General features: G+C 32.7%; 18 protein-coding genes. 10 read left to right on the forward strand and 8 right to left on the reverse strand.

Annotated elements, in window-relative coordinates; all coding sequences use genetic code 11:
- The 5 genes from HM982_RS09295 (at position 1) to HM982_RS09315 (ending at position 4,606) form a co-directional block, all read left to right on the forward strand.
- Positions 1-759 (forward strand): tetratricopeptide repeat protein, encoded by a 759-nt coding sequence (locus HM982_RS09295; RefSeq protein WP_179352885.1) that lies wholly within the window; start codon positions 1-3, stop codon positions 757-759.
- 98 nt (positions 760-857) lie between these two features.
- Positions 858-1,100 (forward strand): hypothetical protein, encoded by a 243-nt coding sequence (locus HM982_RS09300; protein ID WP_179352886.1) that lies wholly within the window; start codon positions 858-860, stop codon positions 1,098-1,100.
- Between the two features lie 95 nt (positions 1,101-1,195).
- Entirely contained in the window at positions 1,196-2,788 is a 1,593-nt protein-coding gene (locus tag HM982_RS09305; RefSeq protein ID WP_179352887.1) for a SulP family inorganic anion transporter, read from the forward strand.
- Positions 2,789-3,145: 357 nt separating this feature from the next.
- Positions 3,146-3,775: a carbonic anhydrase family protein gene (locus HM982_RS09310; protein ID WP_179352888.1), complete on the forward strand. Its 630-nt coding sequence runs from the start codon at positions 3,146-3,148 to the stop codon at positions 3,773-3,775.
- Positions 3,776-3,979: 204 nt separating this feature from the next.
- Complete coding sequence (locus HM982_RS09315) at positions 3,980-4,606, forward strand: carbonic anhydrase (RefSeq protein WP_179352889.1); 627 nt, start codon at positions 3,980-3,982, stop codon at positions 4,604-4,606.
- 43 nt (positions 4,607-4,649) lie between these two features.
- Here the strand turns inward: HM982_RS09315 and HM982_RS09320 are convergent, their stop codons facing one another.
- A complete protein-coding gene (locus tag HM982_RS09320; protein WP_179352890.1) occupies positions 4,650-5,171 on the reverse strand; it encodes a CvpA family protein in 522 nt (173 codons plus the stop codon).
- A gap of 148 nt (positions 5,172-5,319) precedes the next feature.
- Here HM982_RS09320 and HM982_RS09325 point away from each other — a divergent pair, with 148 nt between their 5' ends.
- The gene (locus tag HM982_RS09325) at positions 5,320-5,676 is read left to right on the forward strand and encodes a hypothetical protein (RefSeq protein ID WP_179352891.1); all 357 of its coding nucleotides are present in this window, start codon (positions 5,320-5,322) and stop codon (positions 5,674-5,676) included.
- Positions 5,677-5,867: 191 nt separating this feature from the next.
- The gene (gene pheS, locus HM982_RS09330; RefSeq protein ID WP_179352892.1) at positions 5,868-6,887 is read left to right on the forward strand and encodes a phenylalanine--tRNA ligase subunit alpha; all 1,020 of its coding nucleotides are present in this window, start codon (positions 5,868-5,870) and stop codon (positions 6,885-6,887) included.
- On the opposite strand, the gene HM982_RS09335 is transcribed toward pheS, so the two are convergent.
- Positions 6,884-8,404: a pyruvate kinase gene (locus tag HM982_RS09335; RefSeq protein ID WP_179352893.1), complete on the reverse strand. Its 1,521-nt coding sequence runs from the start codon at positions 8,402-8,404 to the stop codon at positions 6,884-6,886. The genes pheS and HM982_RS09335 overlap by 4 nt on opposite strands.
- A 211-nt stretch (positions 8,405-8,615) precedes the next feature.
- Here HM982_RS09335 and HM982_RS09340 point away from each other — a divergent pair, with 211 nt between their 5' ends.
- Positions 8,616-9,011 (forward strand): hypothetical protein, encoded by a 396-nt coding sequence (locus HM982_RS09340; protein WP_179352894.1) that lies wholly within the window; start codon positions 8,616-8,618, stop codon positions 9,009-9,011.
- 193 nt (positions 9,012-9,204) lie between these two features.
- Here HM982_RS09340 and HM982_RS09345 read toward each other — a convergent pair whose 3' ends face one another.
- The 3 genes from HM982_RS09345 to HM982_RS09355 form a co-directional block, all read right to left on the reverse strand.
- A complete protein-coding gene (locus HM982_RS09345; RefSeq protein WP_179352895.1) occupies positions 9,205-10,206 on the reverse strand; it encodes an NAD(P)H-dependent glycerol-3-phosphate dehydrogenase in 1,002 nt (333 codons plus the stop codon).
- A gap of 98 nt (positions 10,207-10,304) precedes the next feature.
- A complete protein-coding gene (locus HM982_RS09350; RefSeq protein ID WP_179352896.1) occupies positions 10,305-11,498 on the reverse strand; it encodes a helix-turn-helix domain-containing protein in 1,194 nt (397 codons plus the stop codon).
- Positions 11,499-11,565: 67 nt separating this feature from the next.
- Positions 11,566-13,287: a T9SS type A sorting domain-containing protein gene (locus tag HM982_RS09355; protein ID WP_179352897.1), complete on the reverse strand. Its 1,722-nt coding sequence runs from the start codon at positions 13,285-13,287 to the stop codon at positions 11,566-11,568.
- Positions 13,288-13,540: 253 nt separating this feature from the next.
- Here HM982_RS09355 and HM982_RS09360 point away from each other — a divergent pair, with 253 nt between their 5' ends.
- A complete protein-coding gene (locus HM982_RS09360) occupies positions 13,541-14,482 on the forward strand; it encodes a nicotinic acid mononucleotide adenyltransferase (protein ID WP_179352898.1) in 942 nt (313 codons plus the stop codon).
- 251 nt (positions 14,483-14,733) lie between these two features.
- Here HM982_RS09360 and HM982_RS09365 read toward each other — a convergent pair whose 3' ends face one another.
- Genes HM982_RS09365 through mfd form a run of 3 tightly spaced genes read right to left on the reverse strand, consistent with a single transcriptional unit; the run spans position 14,734 to position 20,274 of the window.
- Positions 14,734-16,035 (reverse strand): TlpA family protein disulfide reductase, encoded by a 1,302-nt coding sequence (locus tag HM982_RS09365; RefSeq protein ID WP_179352899.1) that lies wholly within the window; start codon positions 16,033-16,035, stop codon positions 14,734-14,736.
- Positions 16,036-16,081: 46 nt separating this feature from the next.
- Complete coding sequence (locus HM982_RS09370; protein WP_179352900.1) at positions 16,082-16,945, reverse strand: DMT family transporter; 864 nt, start codon at positions 16,943-16,945, stop codon at positions 16,082-16,084.
- Positions 16,942-20,274 carry a transcription-repair coupling factor gene (gene mfd, locus HM982_RS09375; RefSeq protein WP_179352901.1) on the reverse strand — a complete coding sequence of 1,111 codons (3,333 nt, stop codon included), beginning with the start codon at positions 20,272-20,274 and terminating at the stop codon, positions 16,942-16,944. Before mfd ends, HM982_RS09370 begins: the two co-directional genes overlap by 4 nt.
- Positions 20,275-20,373: 99 nt before the next feature.
- On the opposite strand from mfd, the gene HM982_RS09380 reads away from it, so the two are divergent.
- Positions 20,374-20,805: a tellurite resistance TerB family protein gene (locus HM982_RS09380; RefSeq protein WP_179352902.1), complete on the forward strand. Its 432-nt coding sequence runs from the start codon at positions 20,374-20,376 to the stop codon at positions 20,803-20,805.
- The last annotated feature ends 76 nt before the right edge of the window (positions 20,806-20,881 follow it).

Raw genomic sequence — 20,881 nt, forward strand, 5'->3', positions numbered from 1 at the left:
ATGAGAATTATTGCCCTCTTACTTTTATGTTGTTTAAGCAACATTAGTTTTTCGCAAAATGATCAAATTTTTAGCGAAGCTAATAGCTTGTATAATGATGGTAAATATGCTGAAGCTATAGATAAATATGAATCTATTTTAGACACCGAACAGCATTCAGCGGAGTTGTATTTTAACTTAGGTAATGCCAACTATAAACTTAATAATATTGCACCTAGCATTTATTATTATGAAAAAGCATTGTTACTAGCGCCTAATAATAAAGATTTACAAAACAATTTAGCATTTGCAGAAAATATGACGATTGATGCTATTGATGAGGTGCCTAAAGTAGGATTTTCTAGACTTACCAATAATTTAGTGAACACATTTAGTATGGATACTTGGGCAAAAATTGCCGTTGGTGGTGTGTTGTTGTTTGTAATTATATTTTTAACCTATCATTTTTCTTATACCAGCTCTAAGAAACGAGTTGCATTTGTGGTGAGTTTAATAAGCTTATTTGTAGCTTTCTTTTCATTAGCAATGTCATTTCAGAAAGAAAGTTTAAATAATAAGAATAATCCTGCAATTATCTTTGCACAAGAAAGTAGAGTAAAAACAGACCCTAACCCTGCAAGTGAAGAGGTGTTTAGATTACACGAAGGCACTAAAGTTCAGGTCTTAGAATCTTATGACGATTGGAGAAAAATTCAGCTTTCAGATAATTCTATAGGTTGGATTCCTTCAACAGACATTAAATTATTAAAAGTTTTTTAGAACTTATTTAACACTCGGTTCATTTGGAACTATTATATTTGTCGCTTATGCGAGAGAGCAGTAAATACAGGCTATCAATTTTTTTAACCATAATATTTGTGGGACTTCTTGTGACGCCAACTGTTATTTCATCTATTGATGATTCTATAGATACTACAGAATTTTATAGCATAAGCGAAGAGGAAGAAAATTCAAAAATCAAACTTCTTTTCGATAAAAATAACCAAACATTAGAATCTTTAATTGAGGATAAAACGACGCTTAATCTTACAGGTTATATGTTTAAGCAATATCCTAATCCTCAGCTTAATGTTGTCTTTCCACCTCCCGATTTTATTTAATATTTTATCCGTTAGACAGCTTCTGTCTTGTAACTAAATATTAAAATTAACTATTGATATAAAATTGAATTCAATAGTAAAAAATCGTTATATACATGTTTAAAAATTTAAAAAGCGACATACCAGCGAGTATTGTCGTATTCTTTGTGGCATTACCACTATGTTTGGGTATTGCTCTTGCAAGTGGAGCTCCATTATTTTCTGGTATAATTGCAGGGATTATTGGGGGAATTGTAGTAGGAGGTTTAAGTGGTTCTAAATTAGGTGTTAGTGGACCTGCGGCAGGTTTGGCAGCCATTGTTTTAACCGCTATTACAACGTTAGGAAGTTATGAAAATTTTCTTGTTGCTGTTGTTTTAGGTGGAATTATTCAAATAATTTTTGGAGTTTTAAAAGCCGGCGTTATTGGGTATTACTTTCCTTCATCTGTTATTAAAGGAATGTTAACCGGTATTGGTATCATCATTATTTTAAAGCAAATTCCAAACTTTTTTGGTTATGATGAAGAATCTGCTTGGGATTTAGAATTTTTTGAAATTGATGGTGGTAATACATTTTCTGAGCTAATTAATATTTTGGGAAATATTCATCCAGGTGCTTTGTTAATTGGAGTTATCAGTCTACTTCTTATATTGATTTGGGATAATGTATTAGGTAAGAAAGCTAAGATATTTAAAGTTATTCCTGGGCCTTTCTTAGCAGTTGTAGCTGGTATTGTTTTCTTTACTGTTACTCAAGGTAATGAGTTGTTGTCTATAGGGTCAAAACACATGGTTAGTGTGCCAGTACCAGAAGACCTTTCTTCTTTTGTGGGTCAGTTTAGTTTTCCGAATTTTGGAGTTGTATTTAATCATGAAGTGTGGATAGTTGCTTTTACTATTGCTTTAGTTGCAAGTATTGAAACATTATTATCTGTTGAAGCTTCTGATAAAATCGATCCAGAAAAAAATGTAACCCCAACAAACAGAGAATTACTTGCACAAGGGGCTGGAAATATAATTTCTGGTTTAATAGGAGGTTTACCAATTACGCAAGTAATCGTTAGAAGTTCAGCTAACGTACAATCGGGTGGAAAAAGTAAAATGTCAACTATTTTACATGGTTTCTTACTTTTAATATCAGTGATTTTAATACCTACGTTACTTAATATGATTCCGTTAGCAGTACTAGCAGCCGTTTTATTATTAGTTGGTTATAAATTAGCTAAACCTTCATTATTCAAAAAAATGTATCATTTAGGGTGGAAGCAATGGTTGCCATTTATTGTAACCGTAGTTGGTATTGTTTTTACAGATTTACTTTCTGGTATTGCTTTGGGAATGCTAGTAGGTATTGTAGTTATTTTATTAAAGAGTTACCAAAATTCGCATTTCCTTCATATCGAAGATAAAAGTAATGGAAAACATAAAATTAAAATGGAGCTTGCTGAGGAAGTCACTTTCTTTAACAAAGGTGCTATTTTAAAGGAATTAGATAGTTTACCAAAAGATTCTTATTTAGAATTTGATGTTAGGAAAACACGCTATCTCGATTATGATGTCATTGAAATTCTCGAAGATTTTGCTTTTAAGGCAAAAGAAAAAAATATTGATATTAAATTGATATCCAAACGTGGCGTTGTAGAAAATCCACCAAGTTTCATTGAGTTTTTTAAGCTAAGACCTAAGTCTGAAATTAGTTTGAGTTAAAATTAATCTTATGGTTTTTAAGCTCAACTAAAATATTTCATACTAAAAGCATTAAGATATAATGGTGCAATTGAAGTGCCATTAAAGTATTTATAAATAAAAAACATTTAAAAAGAAGCGTTAGATTAGACCTCTAAAATGAATTAGAAATGTATGCGTTTGTATTTGAGAAGAACTCGTATACATTCACCACGTTTTTTTCACATCTATTGAAACGTAATATTGATTTATTGTGTTTAGGTAGTGAGAATGGTAATTCTTTAGTAGTTAATTTTATTGCACTAAGCCGTAAATACGTTTAACGTTTCATTATTGGTTTCATTAGACTGATAAAAACACATTATTAAATAAAAAAATATGAAAGCACATACTAAAGAAACACAAGCAACAATGACACCAGAAAAGTCATTGCAGTTTTTAAAAGAAGGAAATGTAAGATTTCAGAATAATTTAAAAGCAAACCGAAATTTGTTAGAGCAGGTAAACGATACCAGTGAAGGGCAATTTCCTTTTGCAACCGTTTTAAGCTGTATTGATTCTAGAGTTTCAGCCGAATTGGTTTTTGACCAAGGCTTAGGTGATATTTTTAGTGTTCGTATTGCTGGTAACTTTGTAAATGAAGATATTTTAGGGAGTATGGAGTTTGCCTCTAAATTAGCAGGAACAAAACTAATAGTAGTTTTAGGTCACACGAGTTGTGGTGCTATTAAAGGGGCTTGTGATAATGCTAAATTAGGAAATCTTACCAAGTTAATTGAGAAAATCACACCAGCTGTAGAAGCGGTAAAAGAACCTGCGGATGCAGACTTGAGAACCTCTAAGAATCTAGATTTTGTAGATAGTGTATCTCATATGAATGTCGATTTAACTATCGACAGAATTCATGCAGAAAGTCCAGTGCTTTCTGAAATGGAAAAAAACGGAGAAATTAAAATCATTGGTGCCATGTATAATGTTAATACAGGTGCAGTTGCATTTTACGAATAAATAAATTAAAAAATTTATAAAAAAGGTAGTATTAGCATTATTTGTTAATGCTGCCTTTTTTTATTAAAACAAGATAACTGTTATTGCATAGAGCGCTTTATATGTTAGAAAATCAGGATTATATAATAATGTAATACTGATGGCTATACATTTTTGCTAACTTTGATACAGCTCAGCATACTATACACCACTTAATACGAAACTATGGATTTAAAAAAACTATTTAAAAATAACGAAAAATGGGTGGCAGATAAACTTGCCGTTGATGCAAATTATTTTGAAAATTTAGGTAAAGGGCAAAAACCAGAAATATTATACATTGGTTGTTCTGATAGTAGAGTAACGGCTGAAGACTTGTTAGGTCTCGGCCCTGGTGATGCTTTTGTACATCGAAACATTGCTAATATGGTTGTTGGTACAGATGCGAATGGAATGTCTGTAGTTAACTACGCTGTAACACATTTAAAAGTTAATCATGCCGTGGTTTGTGGTCATTATGCCTGTGGTGGTGTAAAGGCAGCCATGCAATCCTCAGATTTAGGTGTGCTAAATGGCTGGTTGCGAAATATTCGAGATGTTTATAGAATGCATAAAGATGAGCTTGATACTATTGAGTGTGAGGAAAAAAAATATGACCGTTTGGTAGAGCTTAATGTAAAAGAACAATGTGTTAATCTACTAAAAACAGCAGCAGTACAAAAAGCATATAGAGAAAGGGGCTTAAGACTGCATGGTTGGGTTTTTGATGTTCATACAGGTAAACTCATCGATTTAAAAATTGATTTTGATAAGTATCTCAAAGATATTATGGAAATCTATCATTTAGATTAATAAATTTTGGCCTGCAAGGTTTCTAAAACCTTGTAGGTCTTTTTTATTTCTCTTCTTTTTCTTCTTCTGTGTTTTCATCAGAATCACTTTTTATTATTGAAGGAAAAATTTTAGCGGCTAGTGATTTTACAGGTGCGTATAGCTTGCTTTTTTCTAAATCTTCTTTTTCCATAAAAGGTAAGGTGTCATTCATTTTGTCAAATACACCTAAGAGCACACTAAGGATTAATCCTATTTTTAAAGCACCAAAAACACCACCTGCCAATTTATTTAGGAGTCCTAAGGCTGCAAAATTTGCAAGTTTAGTTAGGGCTTTTCCTGCTAAGCCTATGGCTAAAACAATGACAACAAACGTAATAGCAAAGGCCACAATATTCATGGTTTTTTCATTCCAGTCGACTCGAGGTTCTAAAAATTCTGAAGCAAAATAACTAAAGTGAATGGCGCCCCAAACGCCTAAAACTAATGCTAATAAAGAAGCAATTTCTACAAAGAACCCTTTAAATAAGCCACGTATAAATCCAAATAATATTAAGGCAGCTAAAACAATATCAACAATACTCATACAACTAGCGGTTTAGGCAAAAGTAAACGATTTTTGCCATTTTAATATAATAACGTCAGTGAAGCTGCTTTAGTTTATTAACTTTGAAACCTGAAAGAATTTGAAAAACAACTCGAATTCTTGAATCTGAAACATTGAACTTAAAAGCATGGCAAGAGACGAACAATTAAAAGAACGATGGGATTTGGTAGTAGAAAAACTCTCTAACCAATTTGCAGATGGCGACCGATTAGATTTAGATTCTATAATATATCTTATTGGTGTTCAGGAACTAGGGCAATTGCACCGCGAATATAAAAAAGACCATAAACTCGATTTGATGCATATTGCTATTTGTAAGGTGTTAACACCTTACGGGTTTTACGAATTTGATTATGTAGACGACGATGGCTGGCCACATTATAAAGTATTAGCACAATTACCACATCTTAAAGCTGGTGAACAAAGTGTATTGATGAAAGAAGCGATTGTGAATTACTTTGTAGAAACTGACTATATAGATTAATATTCTTTTAAAAATATTTTAAAGAAATGACCAACAGGCAGTAGTGCTTATAACTATCCCTGTTAGAGTAATATATAACAAGACAAGTTGTACGTATTCGGTAAAGTTAGTTTACTAAACTGATAAAGTTTTTATATAAAATCATTAAATTTGCCACCCAATATTACATACTGAATTAAATTCAGCACAAGATGATAGACAAGATAAAAGAACTCATTGCAGAAGCAGAAACCTTTAAAGCACAATCTAAAGAAGAGGTTGAAGCCTTTAGAATAAAATACCTAGGCTCCAAAGGCCATTTAAAAGCGTTTTATGGTGAATTAAAAAATGTAGCGAATGATCAGAAGCGAGAATTCGGACAAATTATTAATGAGCTTAAGAACACTGCTGAAGCTAAAGTTAATGCCTTAAAAGATGAGCTCGATAGCAGAGAAGAAGAAAAAGGGATTTATGGGGATCTATCGCGTCCTGGAGAACCGATTTCAATAGGTGCACGTCACCCAATTTCTATAGTGAAAAATGAAATTATCGATATCTTTTCTCGTGTTGGTTTTAATGTGAGCGAAGGTCCAGAAATTGAAGATGATTGGCATAATTTTACAGCATTAAATTTACCAGAATACCATCCGGCTAGAGATATGCAGGATACCTTTTTTATTCAAACAGACCCAGATATTTTATTACGTACACATACCAGTTCGGTGCAAGTACGTTATATGGAAAATAACCAACCTCCAATTAGAACTATTTCACCTGGTCGTGTATATAGAAATGAAGCTATTTCGGCACGTTCGCATTGTTTTTTCCACCAAGTGGAAGGCTTATACATTGATAAGGATGTGAGTTTTGCCGATTTAAAACAAACCCTTCAATATTTTACTACTGAAATGTTTGGGAAATCTAAGATTAGATTACGTCCATCTTATTTTCCATTTACAGAACCAAGTGCAGAAGTTGATGTGTATTGGGGACTAGAAACAGAGACCGATTACAAAATTACCAAAGGTACAGGTTGGTTAGAAATTATGGGTTGTGGTATGGTAGACCCTAATGTTTTAGATAATTGTGGTATTGATTCTAAAGAATACTCTGGTTTTGCATTCGGAATGGGAATTGACCGTATAGCGATGTTATTAAACCAAATTAGTGATATTCGTTTATTAAGTGAAAACGATGTGCGCTTTTTAGAGCAATTCAAAAGTGCGCTTTAAGCGTTAAATAGCTTATCTGTAGATTTTTTTGCGATATTTAAAGGACGTAAAGCATTCTTTCTTTTAAACGAGTTAGACTCCATTCTAATTAAAATATTTTCAAGGGTTTTTATAGCATTATTGATATAAGGACCCTTGTTTAGCATTACACACTCGGCATACGCACCTTGTGTAGCATCACTGATTTCTGCTCGTGTAGGAATGCCTGTTTTTGCTAAATTCTCAAGTACTTGAGTCGCCCAAATCACTGGAATATGTGCCGCTTCACAAATCCATAATATTTGATTTTGTACTTCTGATATTCTTTCAAAACCGACTTCTACAGCTAGGTCGCCGCGCGCAATCATCACACCAATTTTATTGTGTTTCATGCCTTCTAATAAAATTTCAGGAAGGTTTTCAAAGGCTTCAACATTTTCAATTTTAAAAATAACACCAAGATCTTTTGCGCCATGTAAATGAAGTTGTTGAAATAAAAATGAAACATCTTCTTTATCTCTTACAAATGAATAGCCTACCATATCTGCATATTCACAAACAAAAGGCAGATTCTTGATGTCTTGTTCTGTTAAAGCTGGTAATTTATACTTTGTGTGTGGAAGGTTAATGCCTTTTTCGGATGATAATTTAGACTTATAGCAATCTGTAATTAAAAGCTCTACATCCTGTTCTGTTTTAGAAAGTACCTGCGCTTTTATCATACCATCATCAAAAAATACCACATCTTCAACCTTAATGTCATCAATGATTTCATGAAGCATGACACCAATCTCAGCTTTTTCAATTTGGGTATTGGTATTATCAAATTTAGAGCGTTTTCCTTTAGTGGTACGTTTAGTTAAGATTATATGATCGCCTTTTTTTATAGGAATACTGTTGCCTATTTTGCCATCGTCTTTAAGAATTTCAATCGTAGAGGTTCTAAACTTAGGACCTGATAAATCCATGTAGATTTTAATATTATAATTGGTTTGGTTATTTATTTCTTTGATATAGGTCACCATTTGCATCCAGTCTTTAAGCTTTCCGTGGCCTAAATTTATTCGGGCTATTTCCATGCCATTTTCGGCCATGTCTCGTATAACAGATTTATCTTTTGCGGCATTTTTAGGTAGCGTTACCATGATTTCTGCAAAATGCTTTGTGCGTGCTCTTTTAAATAAAGCATTGGCATTTTTTTTAACCAATTTTTTGCTTTTTTTATAGCCAATTAGTTCTATAGTTGATGGTTCTGTTTTTGGTAAACCCTGCAAAAGCTTCAGGTTTCTAACCACATTAAAAATATTGCTGTACACATAACCTTCTGACGTTCGGATTGAAGAGACGCCAATCTCAGATAGATTTTCTTGAAATTTCCTTAGATCAAAAGTCCTTAAAATTAAATAACGGCATAAGTTTTTGGCACTTAGCTTATAGTTGTCATGAATGTTATGCGTCACATTATTAATGTTGCCTTCATTAGCTTCAATAGTTTGTAGAATATTTTCTAAGCCATTGGTTAATTTATCCAATTTCATAAAACTCAAATTTAGGGAATTGTCGATTTTAAATTTCTAGAATAAAGGTAGTTGCTAAGCTTATCATATTTTATGATTTCCATCATACACAAGGTTAATAAATGGTTAAGAACGAATTCAGTTTTAGAAATTAAAGTTGAATAGTATTTAAACAATTGATTTGGTTTATTTTTGAAAATTAAAATCCGAAAGGATATTAAAGTGTGATGTTATGAAAAAAGATATTGAAGTCCCAGAAGTAAAAGATGTTCATGTAGCTGTTGTACAAGAAAAGCATTTGGAATATAAAACCTTAGATTGGAACGCTTATATTATTAATAACAGCGATAAAGATTTAGATACGGTTCTTATCGTTTCTCAGGGCTATAATGATAAAAAATTAACACCACCAATGCGGCATACCCTTGCAAAATTACCAGCCCGAAGTTATGCTAAGATTGAATTTTTACAAGAGAAAGTTTTAGAATTAAATAATACGTTTAAAATTACATTTTTTGAAGGCAATCAAATGTTTGATAAGACTTACTTGTTTCGAAAAAATACGATTAACGAAAATGCTTTGCAAACGGTTCCTTTAATGCAGTTAAAAGGTATTTTGGTAAAGTAATTAAGGAATGTCATTGCGAGGACGAAGGACCTGCCAATCTCTATAATATTTAAAGCTTACCCTCTTACAGGTTATTCCTTTTTTATTGTTTTTTAAGGAATTCATGAATGCTTTGCATGAGCTACAGCTGACGAAAATCAGCTTCGTAATGACGGAAAACTTCCAACTTAAGGGATTATTAATCGAAGTGTTGTTAGTCTAACTTGTCTGTTAATTTCTGAAAGGTTTTTTTAGGGTTTTTATTTTCATATAGAATTTCGTAAACCGCTTTAATTATAGGTAACTGTGTTTTGTTTTTGTTTGTTTTATTAATTTCATACGCACTTTTTGTGGCGTAATAACCTTCAGCAATCATGTTCATTTCCATCTGTGCTGATTTCACGGTGTAGCCTTTACCAATCATATTTCCAAACATTCTATTTCTAGAGAAAACAGAATAGCCTGTAACCAATAAATCGCCCAAGTAAGCTGAGTTATTAATATTACGTTTCATCTTATGCATTTTTTTGATAAAGCGTTTCATTTCACGGATGCCATTACTCATTAAAACACTTTGAAAATTATCACCATATCCTAAACCATGAGCAATTCCGGCAGCAATAGCGTAAATGTTTTTCAACATTACGGCGTATTCTATACCAATAACATCATCACTTGTTTTGGTTTTTATATAATCGCTAGATAATTGATTAGCGATAGTTTGTGCTTTTTCAGTATCGGCACAGGCAATAGTAAGGTAAGATAAACGCTCTAATGCAACTTCTTCGGCATGGCAAGGCCCAGCAATAACAGCAATATTATTGAATGGTATTTTATAGATGTCATGAAAATGCTCGCCAACCAATAAGCCAGATTCAGGAATGATGCCTTTAACCGCAGAAACTATAGTTTTATTACTAATATCAGCTGTTAGTTTTTCTAATTCAGAATGCATAAAAGCAGACGGAATAACAAAAATAAGCACATCTGCCCAATCTGCCATTTCATTAATATCGTTACTGAGTTTTAATTGTTCTGTATGGAATTCAACTGAGCTTAAATAGCTTGGATTATGTTGTTCTTTTAAAAGGTGTTCTTTAGTATAAACACTTCGCATGTACCAACCTACTTCATCTAGGTTTTCACAAAGCATTTTTACAATAGCGGTAGCCCAACTTCCGGCTCCAAAAACGGCGTATTTTATAGTGTCACTCATAGTGATTGTGTCAATTTTCTATATCAAAAATAGTCAAAATAATGTAAAATTTAGTCTTTAATGGACTAAGTATTGTCTCTTAAAGTGCGGTGAGATGCTTAGGATACTTCCTGAAATTTTTTATTATAATTAGAGGGTGAGATCCCTTCTTTTTGTTTAAAAATTCTATAAAAACTGGCTTTAGACTTAAAACCGGCATCATAAGCTATAGAAATAATCGTGTATTTTTCAGCATCTCCATTTTCAAATCGTTGTTTAATGGCATTGATGCGGTATTCATTAATTAAATCGTAAAAATTAGTATTTAAATGATGATTGAGTAATTCAGATAACTTCTTGTTAGAAATATCCATGTATTCTGAAAGCTGAGTTAAGTTGAGATCCTCATTGAGATACACTTTATCTTCAGATAGTAGTACATGAAGCTTTTGTTTTAAATTTTCAATTTCTTGAGGTTTTAAACTGTCGAGTTGCCTAACAGTTGTTTTTTCTTTATCTATTTTGGTATTAGGGGCTAAAATGGTATTACTTGGTATGACTTGAGGAGCGTCTAATTGGTCTAATAAAAAACTTGGAATAAGAATTTGTGCCTGATATAAACCTTTGTATCCTAAATAGAGATACAAGTAGAATAGCATAAAAGCGATAACGGTACCAACATTCCATAAATCTACAGTGAAAAAATATTCGTAAATGCTTAAAAATGAATCTATAATTACGATGATTAGAAATCCGATTATGAAGTGCTTATACCATTGAAGATTTTGTGACGATAAGTTGGCATAATTTTCTTGAATAGAAATTCTTAGACGCTTTAGAAATTTAAGTGTTTTAAAAATATAGAAAATGATAAAAATGTTTTCTAAGATATTAAATGGAATTTCTAAAGTGATATAGATTTTATGATAGGCATCAAAATAATCTGTTGTCATTGCAATGCTCAATGGGATATTGCAAAAAATAAATACAATTGCAAAAGGAATCAGACTTTTTAAATAAGGTCTTAGAATTTTTTCTTTTGAAAAAACAAGAGACTTGACTAGATATAGAAATGAAGGCCCTAAAAGATAGCCTACGCCATGTCCAAATAGTAAAGCTATTCCTCCGGTGATGCGAATTTTGTGTAGAAAAGAGTAGTAATAAAGTAAAAAGAAAAATGCATTTATAAAAAATACATTTAGTATCGTTTTTGAAAAATGAACTTTAGATTTTATAAGTACAAGAATTAAGAACGCTAAGAAAGACATTCCTGCGATTAAAAAGAAATCGAAAAACATTTCCCATCTATCCATAAGTCGAATATAGAAAGGTTATGCAGTGAATCCAAAAATTTAACGTAGGAATGTCTGTATTTGCAATCTAATTTTTTAGAAACTTTAAGGTTTCCATGGATTGATCAAAATTTAAAAAATAGAATCCGTTATTTAAATGGCTGATATCTATTTTGTTATTTGCTCCAAGTGCTCCAGATATTACATTTTTTCCATTAATATCAAAAATCGAATAATTTGATGTGTCTAACGTGGGTGTATCTGAAACGTAAATGTAGTTTTGTGAAGGATTTGGATACAGTGTAACTAAGTGGTTAATCTGATAATCATTTGTGCTTAGTAAATTACTATTACCCATGCTTAAAATATAATTATCTCTAAAGCCATGTGAAATAAGCTCTGTGTTTTCTGAGTCAAATGGGCTGATATCTACTGTTTCTCTAAAAGAACCAGTAATAATAACGTTGTCATTAGAATCGATAGTAACTAATTGAGTATCTGCTGAGTTAATGCCTCCAAATTGATAAGCACTTAAGAATTCACCAGAACTGTTTATGGTTACTAAGTAACTTTCTAAAGCATAAGGGCTTTGTTTCGTTAAATTAAAGTCACCAACACTTAACGTTTCACTATAATAACCAGCTAAGAATACATTTTGGTTAGAGTCTACATCTAAATCAAAACCAAAGACAGAATCTGTACCTCCATCAATTTCTTTAATCCATGATACCATCTGCGTTGTAAAATCTACTTTAGCTACGAAGGCTTCATAATTGGTGTCAGAGTCTATAGTAATTTCTTCAGGTGTACCTTCATTAGTTGTTAAAATACCACCATAATAACCTGTAACATACGTATTATTGTTGTCATCTGTAATAATAGCAGTACCTATACTTTCTGAATTGGCTTGGCCAACATTAACAACTCCTTGGTGATCTCCAAAAGCATTAAGTTTTAAAGCAAAAGTTCCATTGTTGCCTGGTAAAGCTTCTAATGTAACGGCATCCGAACCAAAAAAACTAGGACTAAAAGTTGCTGTGTCGTTAAATTGCCCAGTGACATAAACATCACCTGTCGGTGTAACATCAATATTCATTCCGAGGTCTGCGTCAGTTCCTCCCATATTTTTCATCCATAAAAAATAACCCGCACTTGCATATTTCATAACAAAAATATCTGATTCTCCATAAGAAGCAATTATTGAGGATCCTGCAGCATGGAACATAGAAATAGAATTCCTAAAGTGTCCTGTAACGTAAATGTCACCATTAGCGTCTAGATCTACATCTGTGATACTTTCAAAGGTGTCTACTGTAGTTCCAAAAGAAGTTGCCCACATAAAGTCACCATTTGAATCTAACTTTATAATAAACATTTCATAACTCGTTGCACTTAAAATATATTCTCCAATGCCAGGATCTGCATCAAAATCACCACCATCAAAATAGCCAACTACAATAACATTCCCATCCGCATCAACAGCAATGCCCTTTGAAATGACCGAATGATAAGGATCAATGGTTTCGTCGTTAGGTTGGGCTAAGGCTTTTGCCCATAAAAAATTACCATCAGAATCTGATTTTGTTACAAAAGAATTGAAGCCACCAATGGCGGTTAAATCGATATCGTCAAAACTAGACGCATCTGCAAAATACCCAGTAGTGTATATGTTGCCATTAGCATCTGTAGTCACAGATTTTACAACATCTTCTGAAACATCCCCAAAATGACTAACCCACGCAATGTTCTGTGCATAGGTAATCGATGAGAAAAAGATACAAAGGAATAAAGTAGTAAAGTTTTTTTTCATGGTTTAATTTTTTAAAGTTAGTTTATACAAAAGACTTGTTTTATTTTTTAAAAACGTTCTTATTGGAAGCATTGATACTAATTTTATTAGAATAAGACTCTTTGTTTTTGTTTTAAGCATCTGGTTTTTAGCGGTTTTGGTGTGTTTTGTGTATGCTGCTATTATTTTGGCATAGGTTTTGAAACTACGCTGAATAGTAACCTTAAAACTGTTGAATTCCATTTAAAAATAGTTTTAAATAAAAATCGGATATATGAAAACAATAAAACTACTCTTAGGATTTGCAATTATAGCAAGTGTATTTACATCGTGTTATGTTGAAGAAACTCATTATATAGACGAACCCTCAATTTCGTTAAATCAGTTATTGAATTCCTACGAATTATGGTATGTAGATATTAATGCAACACACGGTTATGGTGAAACCCCTTTTTTACAAATTGCATTTACCTTGTCGTTTAACAACGGCCGTTTATATGCTAATAACAATTTAGTGGGCTTTGGAAGCCAAGGAAATGGTTATGGTGTAGAAATTGGATATTATGATGCGTATGATATGATTCTAGATGTTAATCATATTATTGATGGTTATAATAGTTTTGACGTTTATCAAATAAACAACAATACGATTGAATTATACAACCCGTATAATGATACCTCTTATTTTTTAAAGGGCTACCAGCGTTCTAATTTTGATTACGATTATATCTTTTATGATAATATTCATTATTTTTTACAAGAATATGAAGCTTGGGAAAAAACATATACCAGTAATTATGGCGCTTTAAATGAATTTGATAACGAGAATTATTTACAGTTCTTATCAGGTGGTAATGATGATACTTTTAGAAGCTCACAAGACCAAAGTGTATATAATATAAATAGTATTTATTGGGATTTTATAGGGGATTATAGCGTAGGCAATGCTCCTGGAAGTAGCTATCTAAAAACATTAACATTAGATTATGATTTCTTTGACAATGAATACTTTGATCTCAACGTTATTAATGATAGTACCATAGAGTTGTTTCATGTAAATTCTGGAACGGTATACGAATTTAAAGGACGTAGCTATATTCAGTATTACAGAAGTTCAGCCGAGGGCAAATCTAATTCAGAGGTAGATGAGCTTAAGAAACGTAAGCAAAGTACACAGAAAGTAGATAATGCTAGAGAAAATACCAGAAACACTTAATATAAGGCCCAGGTATTAAACGTTTAAACGTCTAAAAATAGGGCATAAAGATTTTACACGAAACTAAATTTGGTTGGTTATTTAGTTTCAAGAACGCTCAGTTAAAGCACTTGCTTTACTGAGCGTTTTCTATTATAATGTGAGAATTAAAATCGGATTTTAGTCTGAAAAACCGCCTTATAATTGGATTGTTCTAGATTTTTAGAACTTCTTATTTTAAAAACTATAATCCATTTTCTACTGAATACATTTTATATCTCTTTCAACAGTTCTTCTAATTCTTCAATAGTATTAGGTTTACCTATAATAACTTTAGAAGCATCTAAAAGAAAATAGGTTGGGGTTGCTGTAACACCATAGGTTTCAACTAATGGATTATTCCATTTACCTAAACCAATTTGATGAATAAATTCTGGATATTTTTTAGTTTCTCTAATCCATTTTTTATCATCGTCTTCTAATCCATAAGCCACTACTTTTAGCTGTGGTTTATTGGCTACCATTGCTTTTACTTTAGGTAGCTCGTTTAAACAATGGCCACAAGCACTACTCCAAAAAATAACTAAATAATTTTCTGCGCCTTGTAACTGATGAAGACTTGAGTTTTTGTCGTTTATCGTGATATCAAAATTAGGTGCTTTAGTTCCAATCGCTGTATTTTTAAAAGTAATCAATTGGTCTTTTAAAGCATTGTTTTTAGTTTGCTTAGCAAGTTCTAAAAGATAGTGGTCAGTAATATAGTTCGCTAGTGTTGGGTTTTCTAAAGTTACAAAATGCTGCCAAAGCATTTCTAACAGACTAGACTTAATAATTAAATCATCAGTAGGAATCGCTGTTGCAACATCATCTACATGTTGTTTATAGATTTCATCACTTGGGTTTTCTACCATATTAAATACATAAGCGGTAATGCGGTCAACCAGAAATGTAGAACTTTGTAGTAAGGGGTCACTAAAATCAATATGACTTAAAAAATGTTGTTTTAGATGTTTAGAATAAGTAGTAACATCTTCATATTGCGCCGGAATGTATGGGCGGTTAGCTTCAATAAAACTCGAGACTAATTTTCCTTTGGCTAAGTCTTCATAACCCAATTGTGTGTCTTTTAAAGTTTTAAAAATAGCATTAAAACCTTTTTTGTCTGCATTAGCTTTAGCGTAATAATTACTGATGGTTTGGTTAACCATGTCCATACTTTTTAAGTAGGAATTCCAAAGTTTGTTTTCTTCAGATGAAGTGAAATTGACGCCTTTTTCAAAACTAAAATTAAAGGCAACAGTTTCCTTTCCGTCGTATATAAAGTCGAAATTATTGTCTTCTGGGGGAATCGCATATACAATTTTATAAATACCAGCTGTTACTGAAGAATCTAATGCAATTTCAAAATTACCAAGACTATCTAGTTGGGCACGGTCCACATAATTAGCGCCTTTTGGAGTTGCTTTATATAAAAACGCATAGGTAAACTCATCAGCAGGCGAGAATGTTCCTTTAACGCTTTGAGCAATAGATAAAAGTGGTAATACGAAAAATAGGATCAATAATTTTTTCATAATAATTTCTTTGTTTAACTGTTGAATTACCTCAAAAAGTAAGCCATCATTTGTTTTTAGACCTTATACTCTCTATGATAACTGTTGCTAAAATTAAACTACCGCCAATATAGGTGTTTATTGTTGGAATTTCATTCAAGAAAAAAAAGGCTATGATAATTCCGAAAACAGGTTGGGTACTCCCAATAATACTTGCGGTACTTGCTTTAAAGTGTTTTAAACTATTTACAAACATCGTATGGCCTAGAGTTGTTGTGACTATAGCGAGCAGTAATACATAAGGATATTGTGTTTTAATGTTTGAGGTATCCATAAAATATAGAGTAGGAGCTAATAGTACCGATAGAATTAAAACTTGGTAAAACATGAGCATTACGCCATTGTATTTTGCAACATGTCCTTTTAGTATTAGAATTCTTAAGGCATAACAAACGGCTGAAAGTACGCCAAATAGAACGCCTTGTAATTGACTGCTTTCTAAATTGAGTTCTGGTGCTAAAATAAAAATACCAACCAATACCATGAGTCCTAATACGATATGCATTGGATCTAATTTTGTTTTAGAAAATAGAGGTTCTAAAAGTGCTATGATTACGGGGAATGTAAATAGGGAAATCATCCCAATAGCTACATTAGAGACTTTTAGGGCATAGAAATAAGTAATCCAATGCCCTCCCATTAGCAGTGCGGCAATAAAAAAAGTAGCACGGTCTTTATTTTCACTTACCTTTAAACTGATGCCTTTAAAAACACAAAAAAAGAATAATATAATCACGGCTAAAATAGAGCGCCACCAAATAATTACTGGTGTTGGCATATCTATATAATTACCTAAGGGACCAGAAGTACTAAGACATACGGTGGCTATGATGAGCAATAAGAGATTATTTAAATGACTTTTTTCGTTCATTTAATATTAGATAATGCAGCCAGTGCCTGTTTGGTAGATTTTATATTTTCAAAAGTGAGTAATAAGCGTAAGCCTTTTCGGGTTTGTTTTTCTTTCATTTTACATTTGCCAGCATTCATCTGTACAAATTGTAAAACTTTAGAAAATGCTTCACTTTGATAAAATCCGCTATTTTGTTCCTGAATAAAATAACCAATCATTTTGCCTTGTTTCATAATTAGTTTTTCGATGCCCATTTTAGTCGCTATCCATTTTAAGCGAACACTATCTAATAAATCGGAAACCTGAGTTGGTAATTCACCAAAGCGGTCTATAATGTCAGATTCAAACTTATCGAGTTCTTCTTCGGTTTTAATGGCGTTTAATTTGGTGTAAAGGTTTAAACGTTCGGTAATATTATTGATGTAATCGTCAGGGAATAATAATTCAAAATCCGTGTCAATGGTCATATCCTTAACGTAAGTTTTAGGCTTGCCATCGTCTTCATATAAATCTGAGAATTCGGTTTCTTTGAGTTCTTCTATGGCTTCATTTAAAATTTTCTGATAGGTGTCAAAGCCAATATCATTAATAAAGCCACTTTGTTCACCACCTAATAAGTCACCAGCACCACGAATTTCTAAATCTTTCATCGCAATGTTAAATCCGCTACCAAGCTCTGTAAATTGTTCTAAAGCAGTTATACGCTTGCGGGCATCTGTTGTCATTGCCGAATATTCTGGTGTTATAAAATAACAGAAGGCTTTTTTATTACTACGGCCTACACGACCTCGCATTTGATGTAAATCACTTAATCCAAAATTATTGGCATTATTGATGAAAATGGTGTTTGCATTTGGCACATCTAAGCCACTTTCTATAATTGTGGTACTGACTAAAACGTCAAATTCCCCATTCATAAATGACAACATCAAATTTTCGAGCTTTTTACCGTCGAGTTGCCCGTGGCCAACTCCGATTTTAGCATCAGGAACCAAGCGCTGAATCATACCAGCAACTTCTTTGATATTTTCAATTCTATTGTGAATAAAAAATACTTGTCCACCACGCTGAATTTCATAACTCACCGCGTCTCTAATCGTTTCTTCTCCAAAACGAATCACATGACTTTCAATAGGGTATCTATTTGGAGGCGGTGTAGTAATTACCGATAAATCTCGCGCCGCCATTAAGCTAAATTGAAGTGTTCTGGGTATTGGTGTCGCTGTCAGCGTTAAGACGTCAACATTTTCTTTTATAGTTTTTAATTTCTCTTTGACGGCAACACCAAATTTCTGCTCTTCATCGACAATGAGTAAGCCTAAATCTTTAAATTTTACGTTTTTATTAGCGAGTTGGTGTGTACCAATAATAATATCAACATTTCCTTTTTCGAGACCTTCTAAAGTTTCACGCTTTTCTTTTGCTGTTCTAAATCGATTGACAAAATCTACAGTGACCGGAAAATCCTTTAAACGCTCCTTAAATGTCCGTGAATGTTGATAAGCTAAAATTGTTGTTGGTACTAAAACAGCCACCTGTTTCCCATTGTCAACGGCTTTAAAAGCGGCTCTTATGGCAACTTCGGTTTTGCCAAAGCCAACATCACCACAGATAAGGCGATCCATTGGGCGTTCACTTTCCATATCTGCTTTAATATCTGCTGTAGACGTAATTTGGTCTGGCGTATCTTCATAGATAAAAGACGCTTCAAGCTCTAGCTGCATGTGGCTATCTGGTGCGTATTGAAAGCCTTTTTTTAGTTTTCTCTTAGCGTATAGCTTGATAAGGTTAAAAGCAATTTCCTTTACTCTAGATTTTGTTTTTTGCTTTAATGTAGCCCAAGCCTTACTGCCTAATTTGTAAACGGTTGGCGGTTTCCCATCTTTACCGTTAAACTTGGTGATTTTATGTAATGAGTGAATGCTTAAATATAAAATATCGCGCTCACCATAAACCAATTTTATGGCTTCTTGTTTTTTACCCTCAACATCAATTTTTTGAAGTCCTCCAAACTTACCAATACCATGATCAATGTGTGTAACGTAATCACCAATTTCAAGATTAGTGAGTTCTTTTAAGGTAATGGCTTGCTTTTTAGCATAACCATTTTTTAGATGGAACTTATGGTAGCGATCAAAAATTTGGTGATCGGTATAAATAGCAATTTGATGTTCTTTGTCTATAAAACCTTGAAATAGTGATAGCACAATAGTTTTATAATGAACTTCTTGTTCGGCATCATCAAAAATATCATGAAAACGCTTGGCTTGCTGTTCACTTACACAGGCAATGTAATTTGTAATGCCATTGCTGTGATTGGTATTTAAATCTTCAATTAATAAATTGAATTGCTTATTAAATGTGGGTTGTGGTTTGGTGTAAAAAGCGATGAGTTGCTTGGCAAACATAGCGTCAGTACCAAACTCTACTAAGGTATAGTCTAAAAACTGCCGTTTTAATAAGTCTGAATTACAGAATAAGGCTTCTGGTGAGGCATGTTGTACATCACTAGATAAATTTTTAAAAGCATCTTCAGCTTTGCTAAAAAAGTCATCAATCCTTGAAAATATTAAATCTGCATTCTTAGAAAAAACAACTGTTTTATTTGAGATGTATTTTAGGAAACTTTCGCGTTGTTCTGCAATGAGTTTGTTGGCGACATTAGGGATGATGCTCACCTTTTTTATACGCTCGGTAGATAATTGTGTTTCTACGTCGAAGGTTCTAATACTATCTACTTCATCACCAAAAAATTCAATTCTATAAGGTTCATCATGCGAAAAGGAAAACACATCTACAATACCACCTCTTACTGAAAAATCACCAGGTTCGGTAACAAAATCTACCCGTTTAAACTTGTATTCAAACAAGACTTCATTAACAAAATCGATGCTTAAATCATTTCCAACTGAAATCTTTAACGTATTCTTTTCAAGTTCTTTTTTAGTGACTACTTTTTCAAAAAGAGCATCAGGATAGGTAACAATTATACAAGGTTTTTTACGCGAATTGATACGGTTTAAAACTTCAGCACGCAATAACACATTAGCATTATTGGTTTCTTCAATTTGGTAGGGTCTGCGATAGCTTCCTGGGTAAAACAACACATCTTTTGTGTTAATGAGTTGTTCTAAATCATTAAGGTAATAGGCAGCTTCTTCCTTATCGTTAAAAATCAACAAAAAGGGTTGGTCTGCGGTTTTAAACGCTTCGGCGACTGTAATAGAAAACGAAGAACCAACAAGTCCTTTTAAATGTATTTTAGTTTGGGAAGAGGCAATAGCAGCTTGCAGATTTTGCTGTTGCAAAGTCTGTGCATACGTTTGGGTAATAGACACTTTACTCAAGTTTCTTATTTTGAAAGTGCAAATATAAAATATTTGAAGTGTTCTATATCGAAAATCTATTAATAGATTATATTTGTCCACACAAAAAACTAACATACTATGTCATTTTCAGACTTATTCGATAGCGGATTTAAAAAACGTAACGAAGATCATTTTGCCTCCATTGTAAGAGTAGCAATGAGTGACGGTGTAATAACCGACAAAGAGAAAGCATTTTTAGATCGTCTAGCTACAAGACTAGATATCTCCGAACTCGATTACAAAGAGATATTAGAAAACTATAAAGGTCATCCTGTTAATGCACCTCATTCTTATGATGAGCGCTTAGGGCGTCTATACGATCTGTCTCGTATGGTGTGGGCGGATGATATTGAAGGACCAAATCAGCATTGGCTATTAGAAAAACTTTGCGTTGGTTTAGGGTTTCATACCCAAAATGTAAAGTATATTGCAGATAAAGCTTTAGGACTTGCGTACGATAAAGTGGATGCAGATACGTTTATTGAAGAAATGAAAAATATGAATAAGTAGTTGTCGTAATTACACGTTTTAATTTCTATCTATAAAAAAAGCAACCTAATTTTAGGTTGCTTTTTTTATAGAATAA

The organism is Winogradskyella vidalii (assembly GCF_013403955.1).
GTDB lineage: Bacteria > Bacteroidota > Bacteroidia > Flavobacteriales > Flavobacteriaceae > Winogradskyella > Winogradskyella vidalii.

Bases quoted from the DNA above. Each gene is read 5' to 3' on its own strand.
- HM982_RS09295 (WP_179352885.1), top strand. From the start codon at position 1: ATGAGAATTATTGCCCTCTTACTTTTATGTTGTTTAAGCAACATTAGT.
- HM982_RS09305 (WP_179352887.1), top strand. From the start codon at position 1,196: ATGTTTAAAAATTTAAAAAGCGACATACCAGCGAGTATTGTCGTATTC.
- HM982_RS09310 (WP_179352888.1), top strand. From the start codon at position 3,146: ATGAAAGCACATACTAAAGAAACACAAGCAACAATGACACCAGAAAAG.
- HM982_RS09315 (WP_179352889.1), top strand. From the start codon at position 3,980: ATGGATTTAAAAAAACTATTTAAAAATAACGAAAAATGGGTGGCAGAT.
- HM982_RS09320 (WP_179352890.1), bottom strand. From the start codon at position 5,171: ATGAGTATTGTTGATATTGTTTTAGCTGCCTTAATATTATTTGGATTT.
- HM982_RS09325 (WP_179352891.1), top strand. From the start codon at position 5,320: ATGGCAAGAGACGAACAATTAAAAGAACGATGGGATTTGGTAGTAGAA.
- pheS (WP_179352892.1), top strand. From the start codon at position 5,868: ATGATAGACAAGATAAAAGAACTCATTGCAGAAGCAGAAACCTTTAAA.
- HM982_RS09335 (WP_179352893.1), bottom strand. From the start codon at position 8,404: ATGAAATTGGATAAATTAACCAATGGCTTAGAAAATATTCTACAAACT.
- HM982_RS09340 (WP_179352894.1), top strand. From the start codon at position 8,616: ATGAAAAAAGATATTGAAGTCCCAGAAGTAAAAGATGTTCATGTAGCT.
- HM982_RS09345 (WP_179352895.1), bottom strand. From the start codon at position 10,206: ATGAGTGACACTATAAAATACGCCGTTTTTGGAGCCGGAAGTTGGGCT.
- HM982_RS09350 (WP_179352896.1), bottom strand. From the start codon at position 11,498: ATGGATAGATGGGAAATGTTTTTCGATTTCTTTTTAATCGCAGGAATG.
- HM982_RS09355 (WP_179352897.1), bottom strand. From the start codon at position 13,287: ATGAAAAAAAACTTTACTACTTTATTCCTTTGTATCTTTTTCTCATCG.
- HM982_RS09360 (WP_179352898.1), top strand. From the start codon at position 13,541: ATGAAAACAATAAAACTACTCTTAGGATTTGCAATTATAGCAAGTGTA.
- HM982_RS09365 (WP_179352899.1), bottom strand. From the start codon at position 16,035: ATGAAAAAATTATTGATCCTATTTTTCGTATTACCACTTTTATCTATT.
- HM982_RS09370 (WP_179352900.1), bottom strand. From the start codon at position 16,945: ATGAACGAAAAAAGTCATTTAAATAATCTCTTATTGCTCATCATAGCC.
- HM982_RS09380 (WP_179352902.1), top strand. From the start codon at position 20,374: ATGTCATTTTCAGACTTATTCGATAGCGGATTTAAAAAACGTAACGAA.